Origin of the sequence: Pseudomonas sp. p106 (assembly GCF_003936645.1) — a bacterium.
Taxonomy (GTDB): Bacteria; Pseudomonadota; Gammaproteobacteria; order Pseudomonadales; family Pseudomonadaceae; genus Aquipseudomonas; species Aquipseudomonas putida_E.
Genome location: NZ_RHQR01000013.1, coordinates 45,836 through 68,467 on the forward strand (window position 1 = coordinate 45,836; position 22,632 = coordinate 68,467).

The 22,632-nt window shown below is 62.2% G+C and carries 22 protein-coding genes and 1 pseudogene; 17 read left to right on the plus strand and 6 right to left on the minus strand.

Annotation, left to right across the window (positions count from 1 at the left end; all coding sequences use genetic code 11):
• Positions 1–10: 10 nt before the first annotated feature.
• From coaBC to EGJ09_RS16715, 5 genes and pseudogenes are all read left to right on the plus strand, one after another.
• Complete coding sequence (gene coaBC / locus EGJ09_RS16690; protein ID WP_125924399.1) at positions 11–1,222, plus strand: bifunctional phosphopantothenoylcysteine decarboxylase/phosphopantothenate--cysteine ligase CoaBC; 1,212 nt, start codon at positions 11–13, stop codon at positions 1,220–1,222.
• A 5-nt stretch (positions 1,223–1,227) separates the two neighbouring features.
• On the plus strand, positions 1,228–1,683 hold the full coding sequence (gene dut, locus EGJ09_RS16695) for a dUTP diphosphatase (protein WP_012312134.1): 456 nt from the start codon (positions 1,228–1,230) through the stop codon (positions 1,681–1,683).
• Between the two features lie 135 nt (positions 1,684–1,818).
• Positions 1,819–3,192 (plus strand): annotated as a pseudogene (locus EGJ09_RS16705) (phosphomannomutase/phosphoglucomutase); the annotation flags it as partial.
• A gap of 30 nt (positions 3,193–3,222) precedes the next feature.
• Positions 3,223–4,128: an acetylglutamate kinase gene (argB, locus tag EGJ09_RS16710; RefSeq protein ID WP_046786869.1), complete on the plus strand. Its 906-nt coding sequence runs from the start codon at positions 3,223–3,225 to the stop codon at positions 4,126–4,128.
• 150 nt (positions 4,129–4,278) lie between these two features.
• A protein-coding gene (locus EGJ09_RS16715) for an IS3 family transposase (RefSeq protein ID WP_125924402.1) occupies positions 4,279–5,516 on the plus strand; the annotation gives its coding sequence in 2 pieces (ribosomal slippage) (positions 4,279–4,627 and positions 4,627–5,516; 1,239 coding nt in all).
• Positions 5,517–5,557: 41 nt separating this feature from the next.
• Here EGJ09_RS16715 and pyrE read toward each other — a convergent pair.
• Positions 5,558–6,199 (minus strand): orotate phosphoribosyltransferase, encoded by a 642-nt coding sequence (gene pyrE, locus EGJ09_RS16720; RefSeq protein WP_119688047.1) that lies wholly within the window; start codon positions 6,197–6,199, stop codon positions 5,558–5,560.
• 80 nt (positions 6,200–6,279) lie between these two features.
• Here pyrE and EGJ09_RS16725 point away from each other — a divergent pair, with 80 nt between their 5' ends.
• Complete coding sequence (locus EGJ09_RS16725) at positions 6,280–7,059, plus strand: exodeoxyribonuclease III (RefSeq protein ID WP_012312131.1); 780 nt, start codon at positions 6,280–6,282, stop codon at positions 7,057–7,059.
• A gap of 61 nt (positions 7,060–7,120) precedes the next feature.
• Here EGJ09_RS16725 and rph read toward each other — a convergent pair whose 3' ends face one another.
• Positions 7,121–7,843 carry a ribonuclease PH gene (gene rph, locus EGJ09_RS16730; RefSeq protein ID WP_046786868.1) on the minus strand — a complete coding sequence of 241 codons (723 nt, stop codon included), beginning with the start codon at positions 7,841–7,843 and terminating at the stop codon, positions 7,121–7,123.
• Positions 7,844–8,070: 227 nt separating this feature from the next.
• Between rph and EGJ09_RS16735 the strand changes: the two genes are divergently transcribed.
• Both EGJ09_RS16735 and gmk read left to right on the plus strand, forming a co-directional pair.
• Positions 8,071–8,934 carry a YicC/YloC family endoribonuclease gene (locus EGJ09_RS16735; RefSeq protein ID WP_039604571.1) on the plus strand — a complete coding sequence of 288 codons (864 nt, stop codon included), beginning with the start codon at positions 8,071–8,073 and terminating at the stop codon, positions 8,932–8,934.
• A 13-nt stretch (positions 8,935–8,947) separates the two neighbouring features.
• A complete protein-coding gene (gene gmk, locus EGJ09_RS16740) occupies positions 8,948–9,568 on the plus strand; it encodes a guanylate kinase (RefSeq protein WP_115273278.1) in 621 nt (206 codons plus the stop codon).
• Positions 9,569–9,663: 95 nt separating this feature from the next.
• On the opposite strand, the gene EGJ09_RS16745 is transcribed toward gmk, so the two are convergent.
• From EGJ09_RS16745 to EGJ09_RS16755, 3 genes are all read right to left on the minus strand, one after another.
• Entirely contained in the window at positions 9,664–11,202 is a 1,539-nt protein-coding gene (locus tag EGJ09_RS16745; RefSeq protein WP_125924403.1) for an APC family permease, read from the minus strand.
• A gap of 114 nt (positions 11,203–11,316) precedes the next feature.
• Complete coding sequence (locus EGJ09_RS16750; protein ID WP_115273276.1) at positions 11,317–12,066, minus strand: gamma-glutamyl-gamma-aminobutyrate hydrolase family protein; 750 nt, start codon at positions 12,064–12,066, stop codon at positions 11,317–11,319.
• A gap of 4 nt (positions 12,067–12,070) precedes the next feature.
• Positions 12,071–13,414, minus strand: coding sequence for a glutamine synthetase family protein (locus EGJ09_RS16755; RefSeq protein WP_371316823.1), 1,344 nt, complete (start codon positions 13,412–13,414; stop codon positions 12,071–12,073).
• Positions 13,415–13,658: 244 nt separating this feature from the next.
• Between EGJ09_RS16755 and EGJ09_RS16760 the strand changes: the two genes are divergently transcribed.
• From EGJ09_RS16760 to EGJ09_RS16780, 5 genes are all read left to right on the plus strand, one after another.
• Positions 13,659–14,531, plus strand: a complete 873-nt coding sequence (locus EGJ09_RS16760; protein ID WP_046786863.1) for a LysR family transcriptional regulator — start codon at positions 13,659–13,661, stop codon at positions 14,529–14,531.
• 203 nt (positions 14,532–14,734) lie between these two features.
• Entirely contained in the window at positions 14,735–14,998 is a 264-nt protein-coding gene (rpoZ, locus tag EGJ09_RS16765) for a DNA-directed RNA polymerase subunit omega (protein ID WP_012312123.1), read from the plus strand.
• 59 nt (positions 14,999–15,057) lie between these two features.
• Complete coding sequence (gene spoT, locus EGJ09_RS16770; protein ID WP_046786862.1) at positions 15,058–17,166, plus strand: bifunctional GTP diphosphokinase/guanosine-3',5'-bis pyrophosphate 3'-pyrophosphohydrolase; 2,109 nt, start codon at positions 15,058–15,060, stop codon at positions 17,164–17,166.
• A gap of 23 nt (positions 17,167–17,189) precedes the next feature.
• Positions 17,190–17,570, plus strand: coding sequence for a RidA family protein (locus EGJ09_RS16775; RefSeq protein ID WP_012312121.1), 381 nt, complete (start codon positions 17,190–17,192; stop codon positions 17,568–17,570).
• Between the two features lie 55 nt (positions 17,571–17,625).
• Positions 17,626–18,351 carry a hypothetical protein gene (locus EGJ09_RS16780; RefSeq protein ID WP_046786861.1) on the plus strand — a complete coding sequence of 242 codons (726 nt, stop codon included), beginning with the start codon at positions 17,626–17,628 and terminating at the stop codon, positions 18,349–18,351.
• A 74-nt stretch (positions 18,352–18,425) separates the two neighbouring features.
• On the opposite strand, the gene EGJ09_RS16785 is transcribed toward EGJ09_RS16780, so the two are convergent.
• On the minus strand, positions 18,426–19,283 hold the full coding sequence (locus EGJ09_RS16785; protein ID WP_125924404.1) for an SDR family oxidoreductase: 858 nt from the start codon (positions 19,281–19,283) through the stop codon (positions 18,426–18,428).
• Between the two features lie 191 nt (positions 19,284–19,474).
• Between EGJ09_RS16785 and exbB the strand changes: the two genes are divergently transcribed.
• The 4 genes from exbB to EGJ09_RS16805 all read left to right on the plus strand — a co-directional run bounded on the left by exbB (position 19,475) and on the right by EGJ09_RS16805 (position 22,630).
• Positions 19,475–20,446: a tonB-system energizer ExbB gene (gene exbB, locus EGJ09_RS16790; protein ID WP_046786859.1), complete on the plus strand. Its 972-nt coding sequence runs from the start codon at positions 19,475–19,477 to the stop codon at positions 20,444–20,446.
• Between the two features lie 3 nt (positions 20,447–20,449).
• A complete protein-coding gene (exbD, locus tag EGJ09_RS16795) occupies positions 20,450–20,878 on the plus strand; it encodes a TonB system transport protein ExbD (RefSeq protein WP_046786858.1) in 429 nt (142 codons plus the stop codon).
• A complete protein-coding gene (locus tag EGJ09_RS16800) occupies positions 20,875–21,609 on the plus strand; it encodes an energy transducer TonB (RefSeq protein ID WP_125924405.1) in 735 nt (244 codons plus the stop codon). The genes exbD and EGJ09_RS16800 overlap by 4 nt, the downstream gene beginning before the upstream one ends.
• 94 nt (positions 21,610–21,703) lie before the next feature.
• Entirely contained in the window at positions 21,704–22,630 is a 927-nt protein-coding gene (locus EGJ09_RS16805; protein WP_046786856.1) for a hydrogen peroxide-inducible genes activator, read from the plus strand.
• Positions 22,631–22,632: the final 2 nt, after the last annotated feature.

Below are 22,632 nucleotides of genomic sequence, written 5' to 3' on the forward strand. Positions count from 1 at the left end.
AGGCAAGCCTATGCAGCGGCTGTATCGCAAGCGCATCGTTCTCGGCGTCGGGGGCGGCATTGCCGCCTACAAGAGCGCCGAGCTGATTCGCCGACTCCTGGAGCACGGCGCGCAAGTGCGCGTCGTCATGACCCGTGGTGGTGCTGAATTCATCACCCCGCTGACCCTGCAGGCGCTGTCCGGCCACCCGGTACACATGGATCTGCTCGACCCTGCCGCCGAAGCGGCCATGGGCCACATCGAACTGGCCAAATGGGCCGACCTGGTGCTGATCGCCCCCGCCACCGCCGACCTCATGGCCCGCATGGCCCAAGGCATGGCCGACGACTTGCTGACTACCCTGGTACTGGCCACCGACGCCACCGTGGCAGTGGCCCCGGCCATGAACCAGGCCATGTGGCGCGACCCGGCGACCCAGGCCAACCTCGACCTGCTCAAGACCCGTGGCATCCAGGTGTTCGGGCCGGCTTCCGGCAGCCAGGCCTGCGGCGACGTGGGCCTAGGCCGCATGCTCGAAGCCACCGACCTGGCCTGGTGCGCCGCCGAGAGCTTCAAGCGCCAGGCGCTCACCGGCAAACATGTGCTGATCACCGCCGGGCCAACCCAGGAAAACATCGACCCGGTGCGTTACATCACCAATCATAGCTCCGGCAAGATGGGCTTCGCGCTGGCCGAGGCGGCCGCAGAAGCGGGTGCCCGGGTGACCCTCGTCACCGGCCCTGTGCACCTGCAGACCCCTGACCGGGTCAACCGGATCGACGTGGTCAGCGCGCGGGACATGCTCGTAGCCTGCGAGGCGGCCATGCCGTGCGACCTGTTCATCGCCTCGGCAGCGGTCGCGGACTACCGCCCGGAGGTCGTTGCCACACAGAAGCTCAAGAAAGATCCTACGACCGCCGACGGCATGCTGCTGCAGATGGTGCGCAATCCCGATATCCTTGCCACCATCGCTGGCCGCACCGACCGCCCGTTCAGCGTCGGCTTCGCCGCCGAGACCGAACATTTGCTCGATTACGCCACGCGCAAGCTCAAGGACAAGAACCTCGACCTGATCGTCGCCAATGATGTGGCCAACCCCAGCATCGGCTTCAACAGCGAGGAAAATGCCCTGACCGTGATCGACCGCCAGCAGCATCAAACCCTCTTCGCGCAGACCAGCAAAGGCAAGATTGCCCGGCAACTGGTCGCCTTCATCGCCGAACGGCTCAACCAGGTTCAATAAGTTACATGCACGCTCTTCAAGCCAAGATCCTCGACCCACGCCTGGGCAGTGAATTTCCGCTGCCGCAATACGCCACCCCTGGCTCCGCCGGCCTGGACCTGCGCGCCCTGCTCAAAGAGGACACCGTCCTGGAGCCGGGCCAGACCCTGCTGATTCCTACCGGCCTGTCGATCTACATCGGCGACCCGGGCCTGGCCGCGATGATCCTGCCGCGCTCGGGTCTGGGCCATAAGCATGGCATCGTGCTGGGCAACCTGGTCGGCCTGATCGACTCGGATTACCAGGGCGAGCTGATGGTGTCGTGCTGGAACCGTGGCAACACGCCATTCACCATCGCCGTTGGCGAGCGCATCGCTCAGCTGGTGCTGGTACCGGTAGTGCAAGCGCATTTTGAAGTCGTCGAGGCCTTCGATGAAAGCCAGCGCGGCACCGGCGGCTTCGGCCATTCCGGCAGCCACTGAGCCGACCGGCGACCGTTCAGGCCATGGATGGCGAACTCTCTGATGAAACCACCGTCCAAGCGTTCAGTTTGCGCCTGCCCAGAAAGCCTTTGACTAATGGAGCTTCCAGAGATGAACGACATGGCCCACCTGGTCCCCGCACTGCCCGACAGCATCTTCCGCGCCTATGACATCCGCGGCGTGGTCGGCAAGACCCTGCACGCCGAAACCGCCTACTGGATCGGCCGCGCCATTGGCGCGCAGACGCTCGCCCAAGGCGAGCCGCAGATTTCCGTCGGCCGCGACGGCCGCCTGTCCGGCCCGATGCTGGTCGAGCAACTGATCAAAGGCCTGGCCGATGCCGGTTGCCAGGTCAGCGACGTCGGTCTGGTGCCGACCCCGGCGCTGTATTTCGCTGCCAATGTCCTGGCCGGCAAGTCCGGCGTGATGCTCACCGGTAGCCACAATCCTTCGGATTACAACGGTTTCAAGATCGTGATCGCTGGCGATACCTTGGCCAACGAACAGATCCAGGCCCTGCTGACTCGCCTGAAAACCAACGACCTGACCCGTGGCGAAGGCAGTGTGAAAAAGGTCGCGATCCTCGAGCGCTACTTCAAGCAGATCGTCGCTGACGTGAAGCTGGCGAAAAAGCTCAAGGTGGTGGTGGACTGCGGCAACGGCGCTGCCGGCGTTATCGCACCGCAGCTGATCGAAGCCTTGGGCTGCGAAGTCATCCCACTGTTCTGCGAGGTGGATGGCAACTTCCCCAACCACCACCCGGACCCGGGCAAGCCTGAAAACCTTGAAGACCTGATCGCCAAGGTCAAGCAAACCAGTGCCGATATCGGCCTGGCCTTCGACGGCGACGGTGACCGCGTCGGTGTGGTGACCAACACCGGCAGCATCGTTTACCCCGACCGCCTGCTGATGCTGTTCGCGCAGGACGTGCTGGCGCGTAACCCGGGGGCCGAGATCATCTTCGACGTCAAATGCACCCGCCGCCTGACACCGCTGATCGAACAACACGGCGGCCGCGCCTTGATGTGGAAGACTGGTCACTCGTTGATCAAGAAGAAGATGAAGCAGACAGGTTCGCTGCTGGCCGGCGAGATGAGCGGGCACATCTTCATCAAGGAGCGCTGGTACGGTTTCGACGACGGTATCTACAGCGCCGCACGCCTGCTGGAGATCCTCAGCAAGGCTGGCCAGGACGCCGAAAGCCTGTTTGCCGCATTCCCGAACGACATTTCCACGCCGGAAATCAATATTGATGTGACCGACGAGGGTAAATTCAGCATCATTGATGCACTGCAACGCGACGCCGACTGGGGCCAAGCCAGCCTGACCACCATCGACGGTGTGCGGGTCGACTATGCCCAGGGTTGGGGCCTGGTTCGCGCCTCCAACACCACGCCGGTGCTGGTGCTGCGCTTCGAGGCCGAAAGCGACGCCGAGTTGCAACGTATCAAGGATGTTTTCCGCGCCCAGTTGCTGCGGGTTGCCCCTGAGCTGCAACTGCCGTTCTGACCGACTATCTGTTCCTTACAGGAGCCCTGCATGACCCTCGATCGCGATGCCGCTTCCCATGTAGCCGAGGTTTTGTCCGAAGCACTGCCTTACATTCGCCGTTTTGTCGGCAAGACCCTGGTGATCAAGTACGGCGGCAACGCGATGGAGAGCGAGGAGCTCAAGACCGGGTTTGCCCGTGACATCGTGCTGATGAAGGCCGTGGGCATCAACCCGGTGGTCGTGCACGGTGGTGGCCCTCAGATCGGCGACCTGCTCAAGCGCCTGTCGATCGAAAGCCACTTCATCGACGGCATGCGTGTCACCGACGCGGCGACCATGGACGTGGTTGAAATGGTGCTGGGTGGCCAGGTCAACAAGGACATCGTCAACCTGATCAACCGCCACGGCGGCAGCGCCATCGGCCTGACCGGCAAGGACGCGGAGCTGATCCGCGCCAAGAAGCTCACCGTGAGCCGCCAGACGCCAGAGATGACCCAGCCGGAAATCATCGACATCGGCCACGTCGGCGAAGTGGTCAGCGTCAACACCGACCTGCTGAACATGCTGGTCAAAGGCGACTTCATCCCGGTGATCGCGCCAATCGGCGTGGGTGCCAACGGTGAGTCGTACAACATCAACGCCGACCTGGTGGCCGGCAAGGTGGCCGAAGCACTGAAAGCCGAGAAGCTGATGCTGCTGACCAACATTGCCGGCCTGATGGACAAGCAAGGCCAGGTCCTGACCGGCCTGACCACCGAGCAGGTGAACGAACTGATCGCCGACGGCACCATCTACGGCGGCATGCTGCCGAAGATCAAGTGCGCGCTGGAAGCGGTCCAGGGTGGCGTGAACAGCTCGCACATCATCGATGGCCGCGTGCCGAATGCGGTGCTGCTGGAGATCTTCACCGACAGCGGCGTGGGCACCTTGATCAGCAACCGCAAGCCACGCTGATCGCCTGCACTGGCCCTATCGCCGGCTTGCCGACGATAGGGCCGTAAAAGGCAACAGATAAAAAAGGCGACCCGAAGGTCGCCTTTTTCATTACCGTGTCCCGTCCTGAATAAGGTTTACACCTCCCATCCCGAATTTCCGGAGAGTCAGATGGAACAAGGTGTAAAGCGCACACAGCGTGATTACTCGCTGTCTTTTAAATTGGCGGTGGTTGATCAGATTGAAAAAGGCGAACTGACCTACAAGCAGGCCCAGGTGCGGTACGGCATCCAGGGGCGGTCGACGGTTCTGGTATGGTTGCGTAAGCACGGTCGGCAGGATTGGAGCCAGGGGGCCTCGATCCGCGACGAGAGGAGCTGCGCGATGTCTGACCCCAAAACGCTCACTCCAGAGCAGCGGATCAAAGAGCTTGAGCAGCAGCTTGAGCTGATGAGCCAGAAGGCCCAGTTCTTTGAAACTGTCGTTGATGTTCTGAAAAATGACTATGGTGTCTCGATCGTAAAAAAGCGATCCGGCAAGTCCTCTCGCAAGGTCAAGTCGCAGGACTGAGCATTGCCAGGGCTTGTCAGTTTCTAGGCATCAGTCGACAGGCTTACTACAAACGTAATCGAGCTGCCGATGACAAAGAACGCCAGGCAGACCAGGTGGTTGAGTTTGTACGGCAAGTCCGGATGCGCCAACCTCGTCTGGGCACGCGCAAGCTGCACTATCTGCTGCATTGCCAACCTGACAGACGATTCCAGGTCGGCCGAGATAGGCTGTTCCAGGTCTTGGGAGAGCGTCGTTTGCTAGTGCTGCCTAAGCGGGCCTACCACAAGACAACACAGAGCTTTCATCGCTTCTACCGCCATCCCAACTTACTCAAGCCCGGCCCAAGCCAGGTCGTTCCGACAAGGCCGGAGCACGTCTGGGTTGCCGACATCACTTACCTGCCCGCACGTAACGGGCCGCTGTACCTGAGCCTGGTAACGGATGCGTACTCCAGGAAAATTGTTGGCCACCACGTCCATGAAAGCCTGCACGCCGAGTCAGTAGCGCAAGCCTTCAGGCAGGCTTTACGAAAGCGAGGTCGTCGCCAGCCATTAGTCCACCATTCGGATCGAGGAATCCAATATTGCTCAGCGCTATACCAGTCACTGCATCAACGGCACGGCGTTCAGTGCTCCATGACTGATGGGTATGACTGTTACCAGAACGCGCTGGCCGAGCGAGTCAATGGAATCCTCAAGATGGAACTTCTGTTGAGTAGCCCTGAAGATCTGGAGCAAGCGAGACAGATGGTTGACGAGGCAGTGCAGATTTACAACACAGAACGGCCTCATATGGCCCTGAAAAACAAAACGCCCGATGCGGTGCATCGGGCGTTTGAGGCCTGTCGGCCTACCTGAGCTGGTGTAAACCTATTTCAGGACTAGACACCGAGCCGCAATCAGATCCCGTACTGCGCCCGATAGGCCTCGACCGCCGGCAGATGCTGCTTGAGCTGCGAATCATCGGCCAGGAACTCCAGCACCTGGGTCAGCGAAACGATGCTGACTACCGGGATACCGAAGTCACGCTCCACTTCCTGGATCGCCGACAGTTCGCCATTGCCGCGCTCTTCGCGGTTGAGCGCGATCAGCACGCCAGCGGCCTTGGCCTGCTGGGCGTTGATGATCTGCATGACCTCGCGGATGGCAGTGCCAGCGGTGATCACGTCATCGATGATCAGGACGTCACCGGCCAGTGGCGCGCCGACCAGGCTGCCGCCTTCGCCGTGATCCTTGGCTTCCTTGCGGTTGAAGCACCACGGCACGTCCAGCTGATGTTGCTCGGCCAGGGCCACGGCGGTGGCCGCAGCCAGCGGGATACCCTTGTAGGCCGGGCCGAACAGTACGTCGAACGGGATCTTGCTGTCGACGATGGCCGCCGCGTAGCAACGCCCCAGCTGAGCCAGGGCAGAACCCGTGTTGAACAGGCCGGCATTGAAGAAATACGGGCTGGTACGCCCCGATTTCAGGGTGAATTCACCGAAGCGCAGAACGCCGCGATCGATGGCAAAACGGATGAAGTCGCGCTGATACGGCTGCATGGAAAGTCCCGGACACCACGGATTTAGCTAAATGGGTTGAGCTCGGGTATCATACACGCACGAGATTTTTGGGGCCATTTATGCGGATCATCAGTGTGAACGTAAATGGCATTCAGGCTGCAGCCGAGCGTGGATTGCTCAGCTGGTTGCAAGCCCAGAATGCCGACGTCATCTGCCTTCAGGATACCCGCGCCTCGGCCTTTGAACTCGACGACCCAGCTTTCCAGCTCGATGGCTATTTCCTTTATGCCTGCGACGCGGAGGTACCCGCCCAAGGTGGCGTGGCACTGTATTCGCGCATGCAGCCCAAGGCAGTCATCACCGGCCTGGGCTTCGAGACAGCCGACCGCTACGGGCGTTATCTGCAAGCAGATTTCGACAAAGTCAGTATTGCCAGCCTGCTATTGCCTTCGGGCATGAACGGCGACGACGACTTGAACCAGAAGTTCAAGTTGATGGACGACTTCGCCAAGTACCTGGACAAGCAGCGGCGCAAGCGTCGTGAGTACATCTATTGCGGCTCGTTCTACGTGGCGCAGCAGAAGCTCGACATCAAGAACTGGCGTGACAGCCAGCAGTCGCCAGGCTTCCTGCCGCCTGAGCGTGCCTGGATGGATGCGATCACTGGCGACATGGGCTATGTGGATGCCCTGCGCGAAGTCAGCCGTGAAGGTGACCAGTACAGCTGGTGGCCGGACAACGAGCAGGCCGAGATGCTCAACCTGGGCTACCGGTTCGACTACCAGATCCTCACCCCGGGCCTGCGCCGCTTCGTGCGCAATGCCCGCCTGCCGCGTCAGCCGCGCTTCTCGCAGCATGCGCCGCTGATCGTCGACTATGACTGGACGTTGACCATCTGAGCACTGTTCAGATATGAAAAAGCCGACATTGAAGTCGGCTTTTTCATATCTGCAGGATCAATCAGTCGGCCAGAGCGACCTGCTGCAGTTCGAAGATCTCGTTCATGCCCTTCTGCGCCAGCGCCAGCATGGCGTTGAAGTCTTCGGGCTGGAACGGCGCACCCTCTGCAGTGCCCTGCACTTCGATGAAACCACCGGCACTGGTCATGACCACGTTCAGGTCGGTCTCGGCAGCGGAGTCTTCCAGATAGTCCAGGTCGAGTACGGCTTCGCCCTGGTACATGCCCACCGATACGGCGGCGATCATGTGCTTGAGCGGATTGCCGCCCTTCAGGCCACCCCGTTTCTTGATCACTGCCAGGGCATCGACCAAGGCGACCATGGCGCCGGTGATCGACGCGGTGCGGGTGCCGCCATCGGCCTGGATCACATCGCAGTCGACGTACAGGGTGATGTCACCCAGCTTGCTCATGTCCAGCGCGGCGCGCAGCGAGCGGCCGATCAGGCGCTGGATTTCCAGGGTGCGACCACCCTGCTTGCCACGGCTGGCTTCGCGCTGGTTACGCTCACCGGTGGAGCGCGGCAGCATGCCGTACTCGGCGGTCAGCCAGCCTTGGCCCTGGCCTTTGAGGAAGCGCGGTACGCCGTTTTCAACGCTGACCGTGCAGATGACCTTGGTGTCACCGAACTCGACCAGTACCGACCCTTCGGCGTGCTTGGTGTAGTTGCGGGTGATGCGGATCGAGCGGAGCTGATCGGCGGCGCGACCACTTGGACGTTTCATCTGGGATACCTGTACTGGGACTTTGAATCTGCCCGGCATTATAAAGCCCGTAGCCCGGTGAGGACATGCTTATTGTCGGGCCGCGCACAGCCTGTCGCCTTTTCCCACCGGCCGATGAGGGCTCTGTAACATGGGCGGATTGGGCGCCAAGGGCGCACTGCGCTACAATCCTGCGCCTTGCAGCCGAAAGGCTTTCCCGTTCACATCATCTACGCGAGGTACTCCCCATGGTGCACAGCATGACCGCTTTTGCTCGTGTCGAGCGCGCAGGCAGCCAAGGCACCCTGGTCTGGGAACTGCGCTCGGTCAACCACCGCTACCTTGAACCTCACCTGCGCCTGCCCGACGCCCTGCGCGACCTGGAAGGCGCGGTGCGTGAGGGTCTGCGCCAAGGCCTGTCGCGCGGCAAGGTCGAATGCACCTTGCGCCTGCACGAAGACAGCAACGGCAAACCACTGAAGGTCGACCGCGAGCGTGCCGCACAACTGGTTGCCGCCGCCGAAGAAGTGGCCGGCCTGATCAAGCAGCCGGCGCCGCTCAACCCGCTGGAAGTGTTGTCCTGGCCAGGCGTGCTGGTGGCCGACGCCAGCGACCCGCAGGCGCTCAATGCCGAAGCCGTGGCACTGTTCGACGAGGCTCTGGCCGAATTGAAGGCCGGGCGCCTGCGCGAAGGCCAGGAGCTGGCACGCCTGATCAACGAGCGGCTGGACAGCATGGCCACCGAGGTCACCACCCTGCGTGCCCTGGTACCGCAGATGCTGGCCGCACAACGGCAGAAGATCATCGACCGCTTCGGCGACCTCAAGGCCGAGCTCGACCCACAACGGCTTGAGCAGGAGATGGTGCTGCTGGCACAAAAAAGTGACGTTGCCGAGGAGCTGGACCGCCTCAGCACCCACGTCAATGAAGTACGCCGGGTGCTCAAGTCCGGGGGTGCCGCTGGCCGGCGCCTGGACTTCCTCATGCAGGAGCTCAACCGCGAGGCCAATACCCTGGGCTCCAAGGCCTTCGACCCGCGTAGCACGCAAGCGGCGGTCAACCTGAAGGTACTGATCGAACAGATGCGTGAACAAGTACAGAACATCGAGTAAGGCCACCCCTACCATGAACCACAGCAGCGGCACCCTATATATCGTCTCGGCCCCGTCAGGTGCCGGCAAGACCAGCCTGGTCAACGCCCTGATCAAGGACGACAAACGCGTCAGCGTTTCTGTCTCGCACACCACGCGCGGCAAACGCCCGGGCGAGGAGCACGGCGTCAACTACCACTTCGTCAGCCATGACGAATTCAAGGCGCTGATCGACAAGAACGACTTCCTTGAACACGCCGAAGTGTTCGGCAACTTCTACGGCACCTCGCGTAGCACGCTGCAGCAAGTGCTGGACCGGGGCGATGACCTGATTCTGGAAATCGACTGGCAAGGCGCCCGTCAGGTGCGCGAGCTGATGCCCGAAGCCCGTTCGATCTTCATCCTGCCACCCAACCTGGAGGCGCTGCGCCAGCGTCTGGACGGGCGTGGGCAGGACAGCGATGAGATCATTGCCGGCCGCATGAAAGAGGCCGTCAGCGAGATGCAGCACTACGACGAGTACGAGTACGTCATCATCAACGATGACTTCGATGTGGCGCTGGAGGAGTTGAAGGCCGTGTTCCGCTCGAACCGTTTGCTGTTGAGCAAGCAGCAGGAACGGCACGGGGCATTGCTCAAGCAGTTGATCGGCTGAAGATAGAGACAGTTGGGGCCGCTTTGCGGCCCTTTCGCGACACAAGGCCGCGCCTGCCTGGGGGGTTGTTGGGGCGCAACGCGCCCCACCCAGCATTATTCCTGCAGCTGCAGAGTCGCCTGCTGTCGCAGGGTAGCCCCCAGGAAGTAAGCCGGCGCGCGCATCCGCGACAGCATCATCAGCACTATCCCCAGTGCCGAAATGATCGCCGCAATCACGAACACCAATCCTACGCCAGCCACATGCGAGCCACTGCCGAAATCCGGCGACGCGCTGTCGATGGCGGTGCGCACGAAGATCACCGACAGGATCACACCACCCAACAGGGGGCACAGGCCGCGCATGCAGAAGTGGCGCAGGCTGTCGAACAGGCTTTGGCGGAAATACCACACGCAGGCAAACGCGGTCAGCGAATAGTAGAAGCAGATCATCATGCCCAGGGCGGTGATGGTGTCCGCCAGCACGTTTTCGCTGAGGGTACGCATGGTCACGTAGAACAGGCCTGCGGCAACGCCGGCACAGATGGTTGCGTAACGTGGCGTCTGCGAACGCGGGCAAACCTTGGCAAAGCGCTCTGGCACCGCACCGTAGTAACCCATGGCGAGCAGCGTGCGCGCCGGAGAGACGAAGGTCGACTGCAGCGAAGCGGCGGTGCTGGCCAGCACGGCGATGGACATCAGGATCGCCAGCGGCCCCATGACTGGCCCGGCCAGGTGGGCAAAGACGTTCTCCTGGATACGCGGGTTGTTCAGTCCCAGCCCTTGCTCGCTGATCCCCGCGAATTGCAGGGTGGCGATGGCGGTGAGCAGGTACAGACCAAGAATCAGCAGCACGGTCCAGGTCGCCGCTTTGCCCGGCACCTCGTCGCTGCCGATCGATTCCTCACTGACGGTCAGGCACACGTCCCACCCCCAAAAGATGAAGATCGACAACGACAGGCCAGCGGCAAAGGCCGAGAACGACTCCACGCCGAAGGGGTTGAACCAGGCCAGGTCGAACTCCAGCGGCGCTGGCGCGGTGGTCTCACTGAAGGCGGCGAAGGCAAAGCCGATCAGCACCAGCAGTTGCAAGGCCACCAAACCATATTGCACGGTCATGGTGGTGGCCATGCCGCGACAACAGATCCACACCGCCATGGCGATGAACACGCAACAGGTGGTGATGTTGATCAGCAGGTTATCCGCCAAGGCAGCCAACGCCTGGTTACCGGTGATCTGAGCCAGGAACAGATAGAAAAAATCAACGGCCACCCCGGCCAGGTTGGACAACACGATGGTGGTGGCAACGACCAGCCCCCAGCCACCGATCCAGCCGATCATCGGGCCGAAGGCGCGGGCCGACCAGGTAAAGGAAGTACCGCTGTCCGGCTCCGCCGCGTTCAGCTCACGGTAGCCCAGGGCGACCAGCAGCATGGGCAGGAAGCCGACGATGAAGACGGCCGGAAGGTGCTCGCCGACCTCCCGCACGGTGGGGCCAAGGGCACCGGTCAGGGTATAGACCGGGGCGATAGTCGAAATGCCCAGCACCACGCTGGCCAACAGGCCAAGACGGCCTTTGGCCAAACCTTTGCTGCGCTGAGTGCTGCCTGAATCGGCCACATCGGGTGGGCGGCCAGCTTCTGTGTAATCGCTCATGAGTATTTGCCGTAACTATTGGAATTGTTGTCACAGGCCCTGCGAACAAGGCGCTTTCACTCATTGAAAGCTTGCGTATCGGTATCAGTCATCCAAGACCTTCGGGTAACGACCCTACCGTGCAGCATGGGCAATGCAGGCCTCACGGAACGCCTGGAACAGGCGTGTGGAGACCGGGTTGTCGGCAAAACGCCATTCCGGGTGCCACTGCACGCCAAGCACAAAGCCAGGCGCGTCAGGCATCGACACCGCTTCGATCAGGCCATCCGGGGCCCTTGCCTCGACGCGCAGGCCCGGGGCCAGGCGGTCGATGCCCTGACTGTGCAGCGAGTTGACCTCGAACTGCGCAGCCAGGCCCAGGCGCTCGAATACCCCGCCAGGCGCAATGCCGACGGGATGACGAGGGCCGTATTGCACCTCCAGGGGTGCGTCCTCAGGTTCACGGTGGTCCAGGTAGCCCGGCAGCTCGTGCACGCGCTGGTGCAAGCTGCCGCCTAGGGCCACGTTCAATTCCTGGAAACCACGACAGATACAGAACACCGGCACGCCGGCGGCAATGGCCGCCTGCAACAGCGGCAAGGTCAGGCGGTCACGTGCAAGATCGTGCCGGGTACCTTCCGCGCTGGGGGCGCCATTGTAATGATGCGGCTCGACATTTGAAGGCGAGCCGGTAAAAAGAATGCCATCGAGCCGTGCCAGCAACGCCTGCGTGTCACTGCCCCCGTCGCGGGCCGGCAGGATAAGCGGGAGCCCGGCAAAGCCGGCCGCCTCGACATACTTGTCGCCCACCGTGTGCGACGAGTTCTTCCCCACCTGCTGACGGCAGGCGCTGACACCGATCAAGGGGACCGCAATTGCGCTCATGGGCTTACACCGTGTGCAGGTACCAGTTGTACTCGAGGTCGGAGATCGATACTTCGAACTCGGCCAGCTCACTTTCCTTGCAGGCCACGAAGATATCGATGTAATCCGGGCTTATGTATTGGTTGAGGACTTCACTGTCATCCAGCGCGCGCAAGGCGTCGCGCAGGTTGTTCGGCAGGCTTTGCTCCAGCTGTTCGTACGAGTTGCCTTCAATCGGCGCGCCAGGCTCGACCTTGCTGGTCAAGCCATGGTGGATCCCCGCGAGAACTGCCGCGAGCATCAGGTAAGGGTTGGCGTCGGCGCCCGCTACACGGTGCTCGATGCGCACGTTTTCACTGCTGTCGGTCGGCACGCGAACCGCTACGGTACGGTTGTCCAACCCCCAGCTCGGCGCATTCGGCACGTAGAACTGGGCGCCAAAGCGACGGTACGAGTTGACGTTCGGGCACAGGAAGGCCATCGACGCCGGCATGGTCTCCAGCACGCCACCAATGGCATGGCGCAGAGCATCGCTTTGCAGTGGGTCTTCATGGGCAAAGATGTTCTTGCCGGTCTTCTTGTCGAGCAGCGAAATGTGCACGTGCAGGCCGTTGCCCGCCTGGCCTGGGTAAGGCTTGGCCATGAACGTGGTGTCCATTTCATGGTCGTAGGCGACGTTCTTGACCAGGCGCTTGAGCAGGATCGCGTAGTCGCACGCCTTCAGCGGATCGGCAACGTGGTGCAGGTTGACTTCGAACTGCGCGGGCGCGCTTTCCTTGACGATGGCATCGGCCGGCAGGCCCTGCTCCTTGGCCGCTTCCAGCATGTCCTGCAGGCAGTCGACATATTCGTCGAGGTCGTCGATGAGGTAGACCTGGGTCGACTGCGGACGCTTGCCCGAAGTGGGCGAGCGCGGCGGCTGCGGACGACCGTTGAGGTTGTCCTGGTCGATCAGGTAGAACTCCAGCTCGAACGCGGCGCAGATGTCCAGGCCCAGGTCATCGAACTTGCTCACCACCTGGCGCAGCACTTCGCGTGGGTCGGCGAAGAACGGCTCGCCCTCGAGCTCGTGCATGGTCATCAGCAACTGGGCGGTCGGGCGCTTCTGCCAGGGTTCGTTGCAGAGCGTGCCGGGGATCGGGTAGCAGATCCGGTCGGCATCGCCGATGTCCAGCCCAAGCCCGGTGCTTTCCACGGTCGAGCCATTGATATCCAGGGCGAACAGCGATGCCGGCAGGTTGATCCCCTTTTCGTACACCTTGTGCAGGCTGGCCCGCTCGATGCGCTTGCCACGTACCACGCCATTCATGTCGGAGATCAGCAGATCGACGTACTGAGTGTCCGGATGGGCCTGGAGGAAGTCTTTCATCTCGCTGGAAGAACTGGCGCACGGGGTGACCGACGTCATGGTGTACATCCTTTGATGTGCTGCGGCGATGTGGGGATACGGCTGGCGCCTCACGGGCGACGATGGTTGCAGCTGTTGTTTTTTTAACTTTCCCATCGTGGGGATTGGTTACCCGACCGGGCGCATTGATTCCCGGGGGCAGTTCCACTATAAAATGGCCTCAACGCAACAGACATTGGCATTTCGGCAAGTAGAGCGTGCACCAATGCAATATCAGATCACCCACGCCGACCTCTCCCTGGTCCTGGCCCTGGAGCGCGGGCGCTCACTGGCCAAGGCCGCCGAACTGCTCAAGGTCGATGTTTCGACCGTGTTCCGTTCGATTCGCCGGCTTGAGTCGGCACTGGGCACCGCACTGTTCGTCAAGAGCCGCAAGGGCTACCTGCCGACCGACACCGCCCAGGCCCTGGCCGAGCAGGCCGAACGGGCCGAGCAGGCGCTGGATGCTGCGCGCATCGCCATGACCAGTGGCGAGCAGGTGGTGAGCGGCACCGTTCGTCTGACATGCACTGAGGCGGTAATGCACAGCCTGCTGCTGCCGGCGCTGGCCGAGTTCATGCCCAATTACCCGGCTCTGTCGCTGGAGATGGGCACGTCCAACACCTTCGCCAACCTCAGCAGGCGCGATGCCGACATCGCCCTGCGCCTGACCAATACCCCGCCCGAGCACCTGGTCGGCCGTTGCCTGGGTTCGACGTCCTATGTGATCTGTGGCCAGCCGCAATGGCGCGAGCGCCTGGACGAGTCCCACAACAGCGTGCCATGGATAGCCCCGGACGACTCCATGCAGGACCACCCCACCGTGGTCTGGCGCAATCAGCAGTACCCCGGGCTGAGCCCGCGCTACCAGTGCAGCAGCATGTCGACCATTGCACAGCTGGTAAGCACGGGGCTGGGCGTTGCGGCGCTGCCCGACTACATGGTCCATGCACTGCCTGGGGTCGAGGCGCTGAGCGGACCGCTGGCCGGTTGCGACACCCAACTGTGGCTGCTGACCCGGCCCGATTGCCGGGCCTTGCGCTCGGTGCAGACATTGTTCGAAGAGCTGACCCCAAGGTTGCGCGGCGCGATGTTGTGAGATACAAGATGAAGGTGTCTGTCGCGGCCCTTTGGCGGTGGTTCGGCGCCCCGGCAAGCCCGCGTCCACAGGGTGAGGGATGCAGGCCTGATGGGGTATCCGGCAAAACAGCGCTTCCCTATTGGCTGGTGATTTTTTAAACTATCGAGTCCGCCTGCCCATATTGGGCTGCACGCCCATCGCATTTGCTACTGAGGAAGACCATGGCCCGCGTAACTGTTGAAGACTGCCTGGAACACGTGGATAACCGTTTTGAGCTGGTCATGCTCTCGACCAAGCGCGCCCGTCAGCTGGCTACCGGCGGCAAAGAGCCACGCGTAGCGTGGGAAAACGACAAGCCGACCGTCGTTGCCCTGCGTGAAATCGCAGAAGGCATCGTCACCAACGAATTCATTGCCGCTGAAGAGATCGTCACCGAGGATCCGGTCTTCGCCGCGTTCGAGGACGAGTCCAACGAGGCTGTCTGATCGATGCCTGGTCGACGTCGCGCGGCGCAAGGCCCTCTTCCTCGGCAAGAGGTGAAACCATGCCGGGCATAGAAGCCTTAGCCGAACGGCTGTCGACCTACCTGGGCCCCGAACAGGTCAACCTGGTTCGCCGGGCCTATTTCTACGCCGAACAGGCACACGATGGGCAGCGCCGCCGCAGCGGCGAGCCCTATGTGACCCATCCGCTGGCCGTGGCCAGCATCCTCGCCGACATGCACATGGACCATCAGAGCCTGATGGCGGCCATGCTGCACGACGTGATCGAAGACACCGGCATCGCCAAGGAAGCCCTCAGCCAGCAGTTTGGCGAAACGGTTGCCGAGCTGGTCGATGGGGTCAGCAAACTGACCCAGATGAACTTCGAGACCAAGGCCGAAGCACAGGCTGAAAACTTCCAGAAGATGGCCATGGCCATGGCCCGCGATATCCGCGTGATCCTGGTCAAGCTGGCTGACCGCCTGCACAACATGCGTACCCTGGAAGTACTGTCTGGCGAAAAACGCCGACGTATCGCCAAGGAAACCCTGGAAATCTACGCGCCCATCGCCAACCGGCTGGGCATGCACACTGTGCGCGTAGAGTTCGAAGACCTCGGCTTCAAGGCCATGCACCCGATGCGCTCGTCGCTGATCCACCGGGCGGTCAAGAGCGCACGCGGCAACCGTAAAGAGATCGTCGCCAAGATCGAACACTCGCTGGCCAACTGCCTGGCCGCCGACGGTATTCAAGGCGAGGTCAGCGGCCGGCAGAAACACCTCTATGGTATCTACAAGAAGATGCGCGGCAAGCGCCGCGCCTTCACCGAGATCATGGACGTGTACGCCTTCCGCATCATCGTCGACAAGGTCGACACCTGCTACCGCGTGCTCGGCGCCGTACACAACCTGTACAAGCCGCTGCCCGGGCGCTTCAAGGACTACATTGCGATCCCCAAGGCCAACGGCTATCAGTCGTTGCACACCACGCTGTTCGGCATGCACGGCGTGCCCATCGAAATCCAGATCCGCACCCGCGAAATGGAAGAGATGGCCAACAATGGCATCGCCGCACACTGGCTGTACAAGTCCAACGACGACGAGCAGCCCAAAGGCAACCATGCGCGCGCGCGCCAGTGGGTCAAGGGCATCCTCGAACTGCAGCAGCGTGCCGGCAACTCGCTGGAATTCATCGAGAGCGTGAAGATCGACCTGTTCCCTGACGAGGTCTATGTCTTCACGCCCAAAGGCAGGATCATGGAGCTGCCCAAAGGCTCCACCGCCGTCGATTTCGCCTATGCGGTGCATACCGATGTGGGCAACAGCTGCATCGCCTGCCGCATCAACCGGCGCCTGGCGCCGCTGTCCGAGCCGCTGCAGAGCGGTTCGACGGTCGAGATCGTCAGCGCCCCGGGCGCGCGGCCCAACCCGGCCTGGCTCAACTTCGTGGTCACCGGCAAGGCCCGAACGCACATCCGCCACGCACTCAAGCAGCAGCGACGCTCCGAGTCGATCAACCTTGGCGAGCGCCTGCTGAACAAGGTGCTGACCGGTTTCGACAGCAGCCTCGAGCAAATCCCTCAGGAGCGTATCAACGCGATTCTCGCCGAGTACCGCCTGGAACTGATCGAAGACCTGCTCGAAGACATTGGCCTGGGCAACCGCATGGCCTATGTGGTGGCCCGCCGCCTGCTGTCAGCCGAAGGCGAACAGCTCCCAGCACCGGAAGGCCCTCTGGCGATCCGCGGCACCGAAGGCCTGGTATTGAGCTATGCCAAGTGCTGCACGCCCATCCCGGGCGACCCGATCGTCGGCCACCTGTCGGCAGGCAAGGGCATGGTCGTGCACCTGGAGAACTGCCGCAACATCAGTGAAATCCGCCATAACCCGGAGAAGTGCGTACAGCTTTCCTGGGCCAAGGACATCACCGGCGAATTCAATGTCGAGTTGCGTGTCGAGCTGGAACACCAGCGCGGCCTGATTGCCCTGCTGGCCAGCAGCGTCAATGCCGCCGACGGCAACATCGAGAAGATCAGCATGGACGAACGCGACGGCCGCATCAGCGTTGTCCAACTGGTGGTCAGCGTGCACGACCGCGTGCACCTGGCTCGTGTGATCAAGAAGCTGCGTACGCTGACCGGCGTGGTCCGCATCACCCGCATGCGTGCGTAGTCCGCCAACCGCAAGGAGTCATCATGAGCAAGACCGTCATCAACAGCGACAAGGCCCCTGCCGCCATCGGTACCTACTCGCAAGCGATCAAGGCCGGCAATACCGTTTACATGTCGGGCCAGATTCCGCTGGACCCGAACACCATGGAACTGGTTGAGGGCTTCGAAGCCCAGACCGTACAGGTCTTCGAGAACCTCAAGGCCGTTGCCGAAGCCGCCGGCGGTTCGTTCAAGGACATCGTCAAGCTGAACATCTTCCTCACCGACCTGAGCCACTTCGCCAAGGTCAACGAAGTGATGGGCCGCTACTTCGAGCAGCCGTATCCAGCCCGTGCCGCCATTGGCGTTGCCGCGCTGCCAAAAGGCGCCCAGGTAGAAATGGACGCCATCCTGGTCATCGATTGATGCCGCTGGTGACGGGCGCCTTGCCCGTCACCTTTCAGTTCAAGGTTAACCTACCATGCGTCAAGCACTGCCCCTCGCGCTGGCAGCCCTGCTTCTGAGCGGCTGCGCCAGCCACAAACCCGAAGATTTCAACGGCACCTGGATCAACCAGGACGCCATCAACGCCGCCGTCAAAGGTGGCAGCCTGCGCCAGGCCCTCAATGAACACGGCCCCATCTTCGAGTGGAAACTCGATGTGGCCAGCCAGCAGGCCAGCTACAGCAATGGTTTCGAGGCCGCCGACGGCCAATTGAGCGCCGCTGACAAGCAATGGCAGGCCAACTTCCCGGGCGGCCAGACCGAACAGCTGGCGCTGGATGGCGACGAGCTGAAAGCCACGGACACAACAGGTGCCGAACGCAGTTTCGTCCGCGCCAAACAGCTCGGTAATGTGCCCTTGGGCAGCAGCTTCGAGAAAGCACTGTACCAGGCGTACCTCGGCGGGGACTGGAAGATTGTCGAAGGCCAGGGCACAGGTAGCGTCGTCCGGTTCACCGATAACGGCGGCGTCACCGGCCTGCCCGGCCCTGACCGCTACGCCCTGTGCCTGGCCGGCGATTGCGCAAGCATGGGGGGCAGCAACGACAGCCTTTGGCTTGAGCGCAACCAACGTGGCGCGCCATTCATCTTCAAGCGCGATGGCGACAAGCTGGAGATCTTCCAGGCGCTCAACCGCGCACAGCCCGATGAAATCCCGCAACTGGCAGCCGGTACCCGCCAGTGGGTGCTGGAGAAAGACTGACCCAAGTCGCGCCTGGTTTCACTGGCCTAATCGCCGGCTTGCCGGCGATTAGGCCAGCAGCAACACAGCAGGCTTCAGCCTTCGCCTTTAAGGATCGCCGCGTAACCTTCCTTGTAACTCGGATACTCCGGCACCCAACCCAATGCCCGCACCCGGGCATTGCTGCAGCGCTTGCTGCCGGTGCGGCGCACCCGCTGCTCATCGGACCATTCGGTAACGCCCATGTAAGCTCGCAACCAGCCAACCACATCGGCCAGTGGCGCAGGGTCGTCATCAACGCCTATATAGCAATCGTCCAACGCCACACCATCGGCATCGGCCTGCAGCAGGAACGCCAGCAGGCTTGCGGCATCCTCGGCATGGATACGGTTGCCATACAGCGGCGGCTCGGTCGCCACCCGATAGCCCTGACGCACCTGGCTGAGGAGCCACTCACGCCCTGGGCCATAGATCCCCGTCAGGCGCACGATGCTTGCCGGCATGCCGCCAGCCAGGGCCAGCCGCTCAGCCTCCAGCATCACACGCCCCGAATAGCCTTGCGGCTCGGTAGGTGCGGTCTCATCGATCCACTCCCCATCCTTTTGTGCAAACACACTGCTGCTGGACACGAACAGCAGGCGGCGCGGGCGCTGCCCACGCTCGGCCAGCCAACCCAGCACGTGACGCAAGCCTTCAACGTAAGCGCTTTGATAACCCGCCTCATCGTGCTGGCTGGCGGCTACGCAATACACCAGATAATCCGGGGAATGCTGCGGCCAAGCCTGAGGCATGCCCGAATCGGACAGGTCGGCAGCGATCGGTACAACACCCTGTGGCAGGTGTTCGACCGAACGGCGCAGGCCGCTTACCTGCCAGCCACGGGCGAGCAATTGGCGGGCCAGCCGGCCGCCGACATCACCACAACCTACGATCAATACGGAACGGTCTGACATCACTTAACTCCCTAGACCAAAGGATCAGGCTAGCCGGATTACACGATAGGCGGCTAGACCATGGGCGAAAAAAGCAACGAGATTACTTTTGTTAACAAGAATTACTTGCAATAATGGCACCCCTATCTGTTCTCGGCCTATCTCGAGGCCTTGGAGAACGCACACTTTTTTCTTCATCAGGTCCGGCCAGCATGACACGTACTCACACTTCCGCTTCGCCAACCCCGTCACGCGCCTGGCGCGCCATTGCCGCGCTGATGTTCAGCCTGGTGCTGGCCCCAGCGGCTATGGCCGATGAGCCCAATACCAACGTCAGCGCCCCAGCAGCTGCAAGCGCACCGGCCACCCCAGCCACCGAAAGCCAGGCACCTGCTGGCGACGCTCAGGCCGCTACGCCGGTCGATGCGCCAGCGGCAGCGGCCCCAGGCACCGAAGCCGTGGTCGAGAACACTTCGCTGGGCATGGCCCATGACCTGTCCCCATGGGGTATGTACAAGAACGCCGACGTGGTGGTGAAAGCGGTCATGATCGGCCTGGCCATTGCCTCGATCATCACCTGGACCATCTGGATCGCCAAGGGCTTCGAACTGATGGGCGCCAAGCGTCGCCTGCGCGGCGAAATTGCACAGCTGAAGAAGTCTGCCAGCCTCAAGGAAGCCAGCGAGGTCTCCAACAAGGAAGGCACCCTGGCCCACACGCTGGTCCACGACGCCCTGGAAGAAATGCGCCTGTCGGCCAACGCCCGTGAAAAAGAAGGCATCAAGGAACGCGTGAGCTTCCGCCTGGAGCGCCTGGTGCATGCCAGCGGCCGCAACATGAGCAGCGGCACCGGCGTGCTCGCCACCATCGGTTCCACCGCGCCGTTCGTCGGCCTGTTCGGTACCGTGTGGGGCATCATGAACAGCTTCATCGGCATCGCCAAAACCCAGACCACCAACCTGGCCGTCGTTGCCCCGGGTATCGCCGAAGCCCTGCTGGCCACCGCCCTGGGCCTGGTCGCAGCGATCCCGGCCGTAGTTATCTACAACGTCTTCGCCCGCTCCATCGCCGGCTACAAAGCCCAGGTTTCCGACGCTTCGGCGCAGGTCCTGCTGCTGGTCAGCCGCGACCTGGACCACCAGGGTGGCGAGCGCGTCGCCCCGCACATGGTGAAAGTGGGGTAAGCCATGGGCCTGCATCTGAACGAAGGTGGCGACGACCTCGCCGAAAACCACGAAATCAACGTCACGCCGTTCATCGACGTGATGCTGGTACTGCTGATCATCTTCATGGTGGCCGCGCCCCTGGCCACGGTCGACATCAAGGTCGACCTGCCTGCCTCGACCGCCAAGCCGGCACCGAGGCCGGAGAAGCCGGTGTTCGTCAGCGTCAAGGCCGACCAGAAGCTGTATGTCGGTGACGATCAGGTGCCTGCCGCCGACCAGCTTGGCCCGATGCTCGATGCCAAGACCAAGGGCGACAAGGAAACCACCATCTTCTTCCAGGCCGACAAAGGCGTGGATTACGGTGACCTGATGGAAGTGATGAACAACATGCGCGCGGCCGGCTACCTCAAAGTCGGTCTGGTAGGTCTCGAGACGGCAGCCAAGAAATGACGAAGACGCGGCACAATATGGCGCGTTACAGCGGCAGCCTGGCACTTGTGCTGGGTGTCCATGCCGTCGCTGTGCTGCTCACGCTCAACTGGTCGGTGCCCCAGGCCGTCGAGCTGCCCCCGGCAGCCATGATGGTCGAACTGGCACCGCTGCCCGAGCCCGCACCGCCACCACCACCGAAGGCCGCTCCACAGCCACCGGCACCGGTCGAAGAGCCGCCGCTGCCCAAAGTGGCCGAAGCGCCCAAACCAAAGATCGCCATCGCCAAGCCGCCCAAGCCCAAACCCAAGCCTCAACCGCCGAAGCCTGAGAAAAAGCCTGAGCCGCCAAAGGATGAGCCACCGACCAAAGAACAGGTCGTGGACACGCCGCCAACCAACACGCCACCGCAGAAGTCGGCGGCACCGGCACCCAGCATTGCCGCGAACAGCAAAGCGTTGCCTACGTGGCAGAGCGACCTGCTGCGCCACCTGGCGAAGTACAAGCGCTACCCGGAAGACGCACGCCGCCGGGGCCTTCAGGGCATCAACCGCCTGCGCTTCGTGGTCGACGCCGAAGGCAAGGTGGTCTCGTACTCCATGGCCGGTGGTTCGGGCAGCGCGGCGCTGGACCGGGCAACCCTGGAAATGATCCGCCGGGCCGGCAAGGTACCCAAGCCGCCTGCCGAATTGCTGAACAATGGCACGATCGAAGTAGTGGCACCGTTCGTCTACTCGCTGGACCGTCGCTGATACTTTTGTTTCTGTCACAAATCGGCAAGTCTGATAACGTGCGTCTATCGATTGCAGCCGCTATGCTGGGCTCGCAACTTCATGGACGCACGTTATGACCCTCACAGAATTACGCTACATCGTCACTCTCGCCCAGGAGCAGCACTTCGGCCACGCCGCCGAGCGTTGCCATGTCAGCCAGCCCACCCTGTCCGTCGGTGTCAAAAAGCTTGAGGACGAGCTTGGCGTGCTGATCTTCGAGCGCAGCAAGAGCGCGGTGCGCCTGACGCCAGTCGGTGAAAGCATCGTCGCCCAGGCACAGAAGGTACTGGAGCAGGCGCAGGGCATCCGCGAACTGGCCCAGGCCGGCAAGAACCAGCTCACCGCCCCGCTCAAGGTCGGTGCTATCTACACCGTCGGCCCTTACCTCTTCCCGCACCTGATCCCGCAGCTGCACCGCGTGGCACCGCAGATGCCGCTGTACATCGAAGAGAACTTCACCCATGTGCTGCGCGAAAAACTGCGCAATGGTGAACTCGACGCAGTGATCATCGCCCTGCCGTTCAACGAAGCCGACGTGCTGACCCTGCCGCTGTACGATGAGCCATTCTGTGCCCTGATGCCCGCCGACCACCCCTGGACGGCGAAAAAGACCATCGACACCGCCATGCTCAACGACAAGAGCCTGCTGCTGCTCGGCGAGGGCCACTGCTTCCGCGACCAGGTTCTGGAAGCCTGCCCGACGCTGAACAAAGGCGGCGAAAGCGCCAAGCACACCACGGTGGAGTCCAGCTCGCTGGAAACCATACGCCACATGGTCGCTTCGGGCCTGGGCGTGTCGATCCTGCCGCTTTCGGCGGTGCACAGCCACCACTACGCACCAGGGGTCATCGAGGTGCGGCCGCTTACCGCACCGGCACCGTTTCGCACCGTAGCCATCGCCTGGCGCGCCAGCTTCCCGCGGCCCAAGGCCATCGAGATCCTTGCCGACTCGATTCGCCTCTGCTCGGTAGCCAAGCCCGCTGTGGAACAACCGGCCTGAGT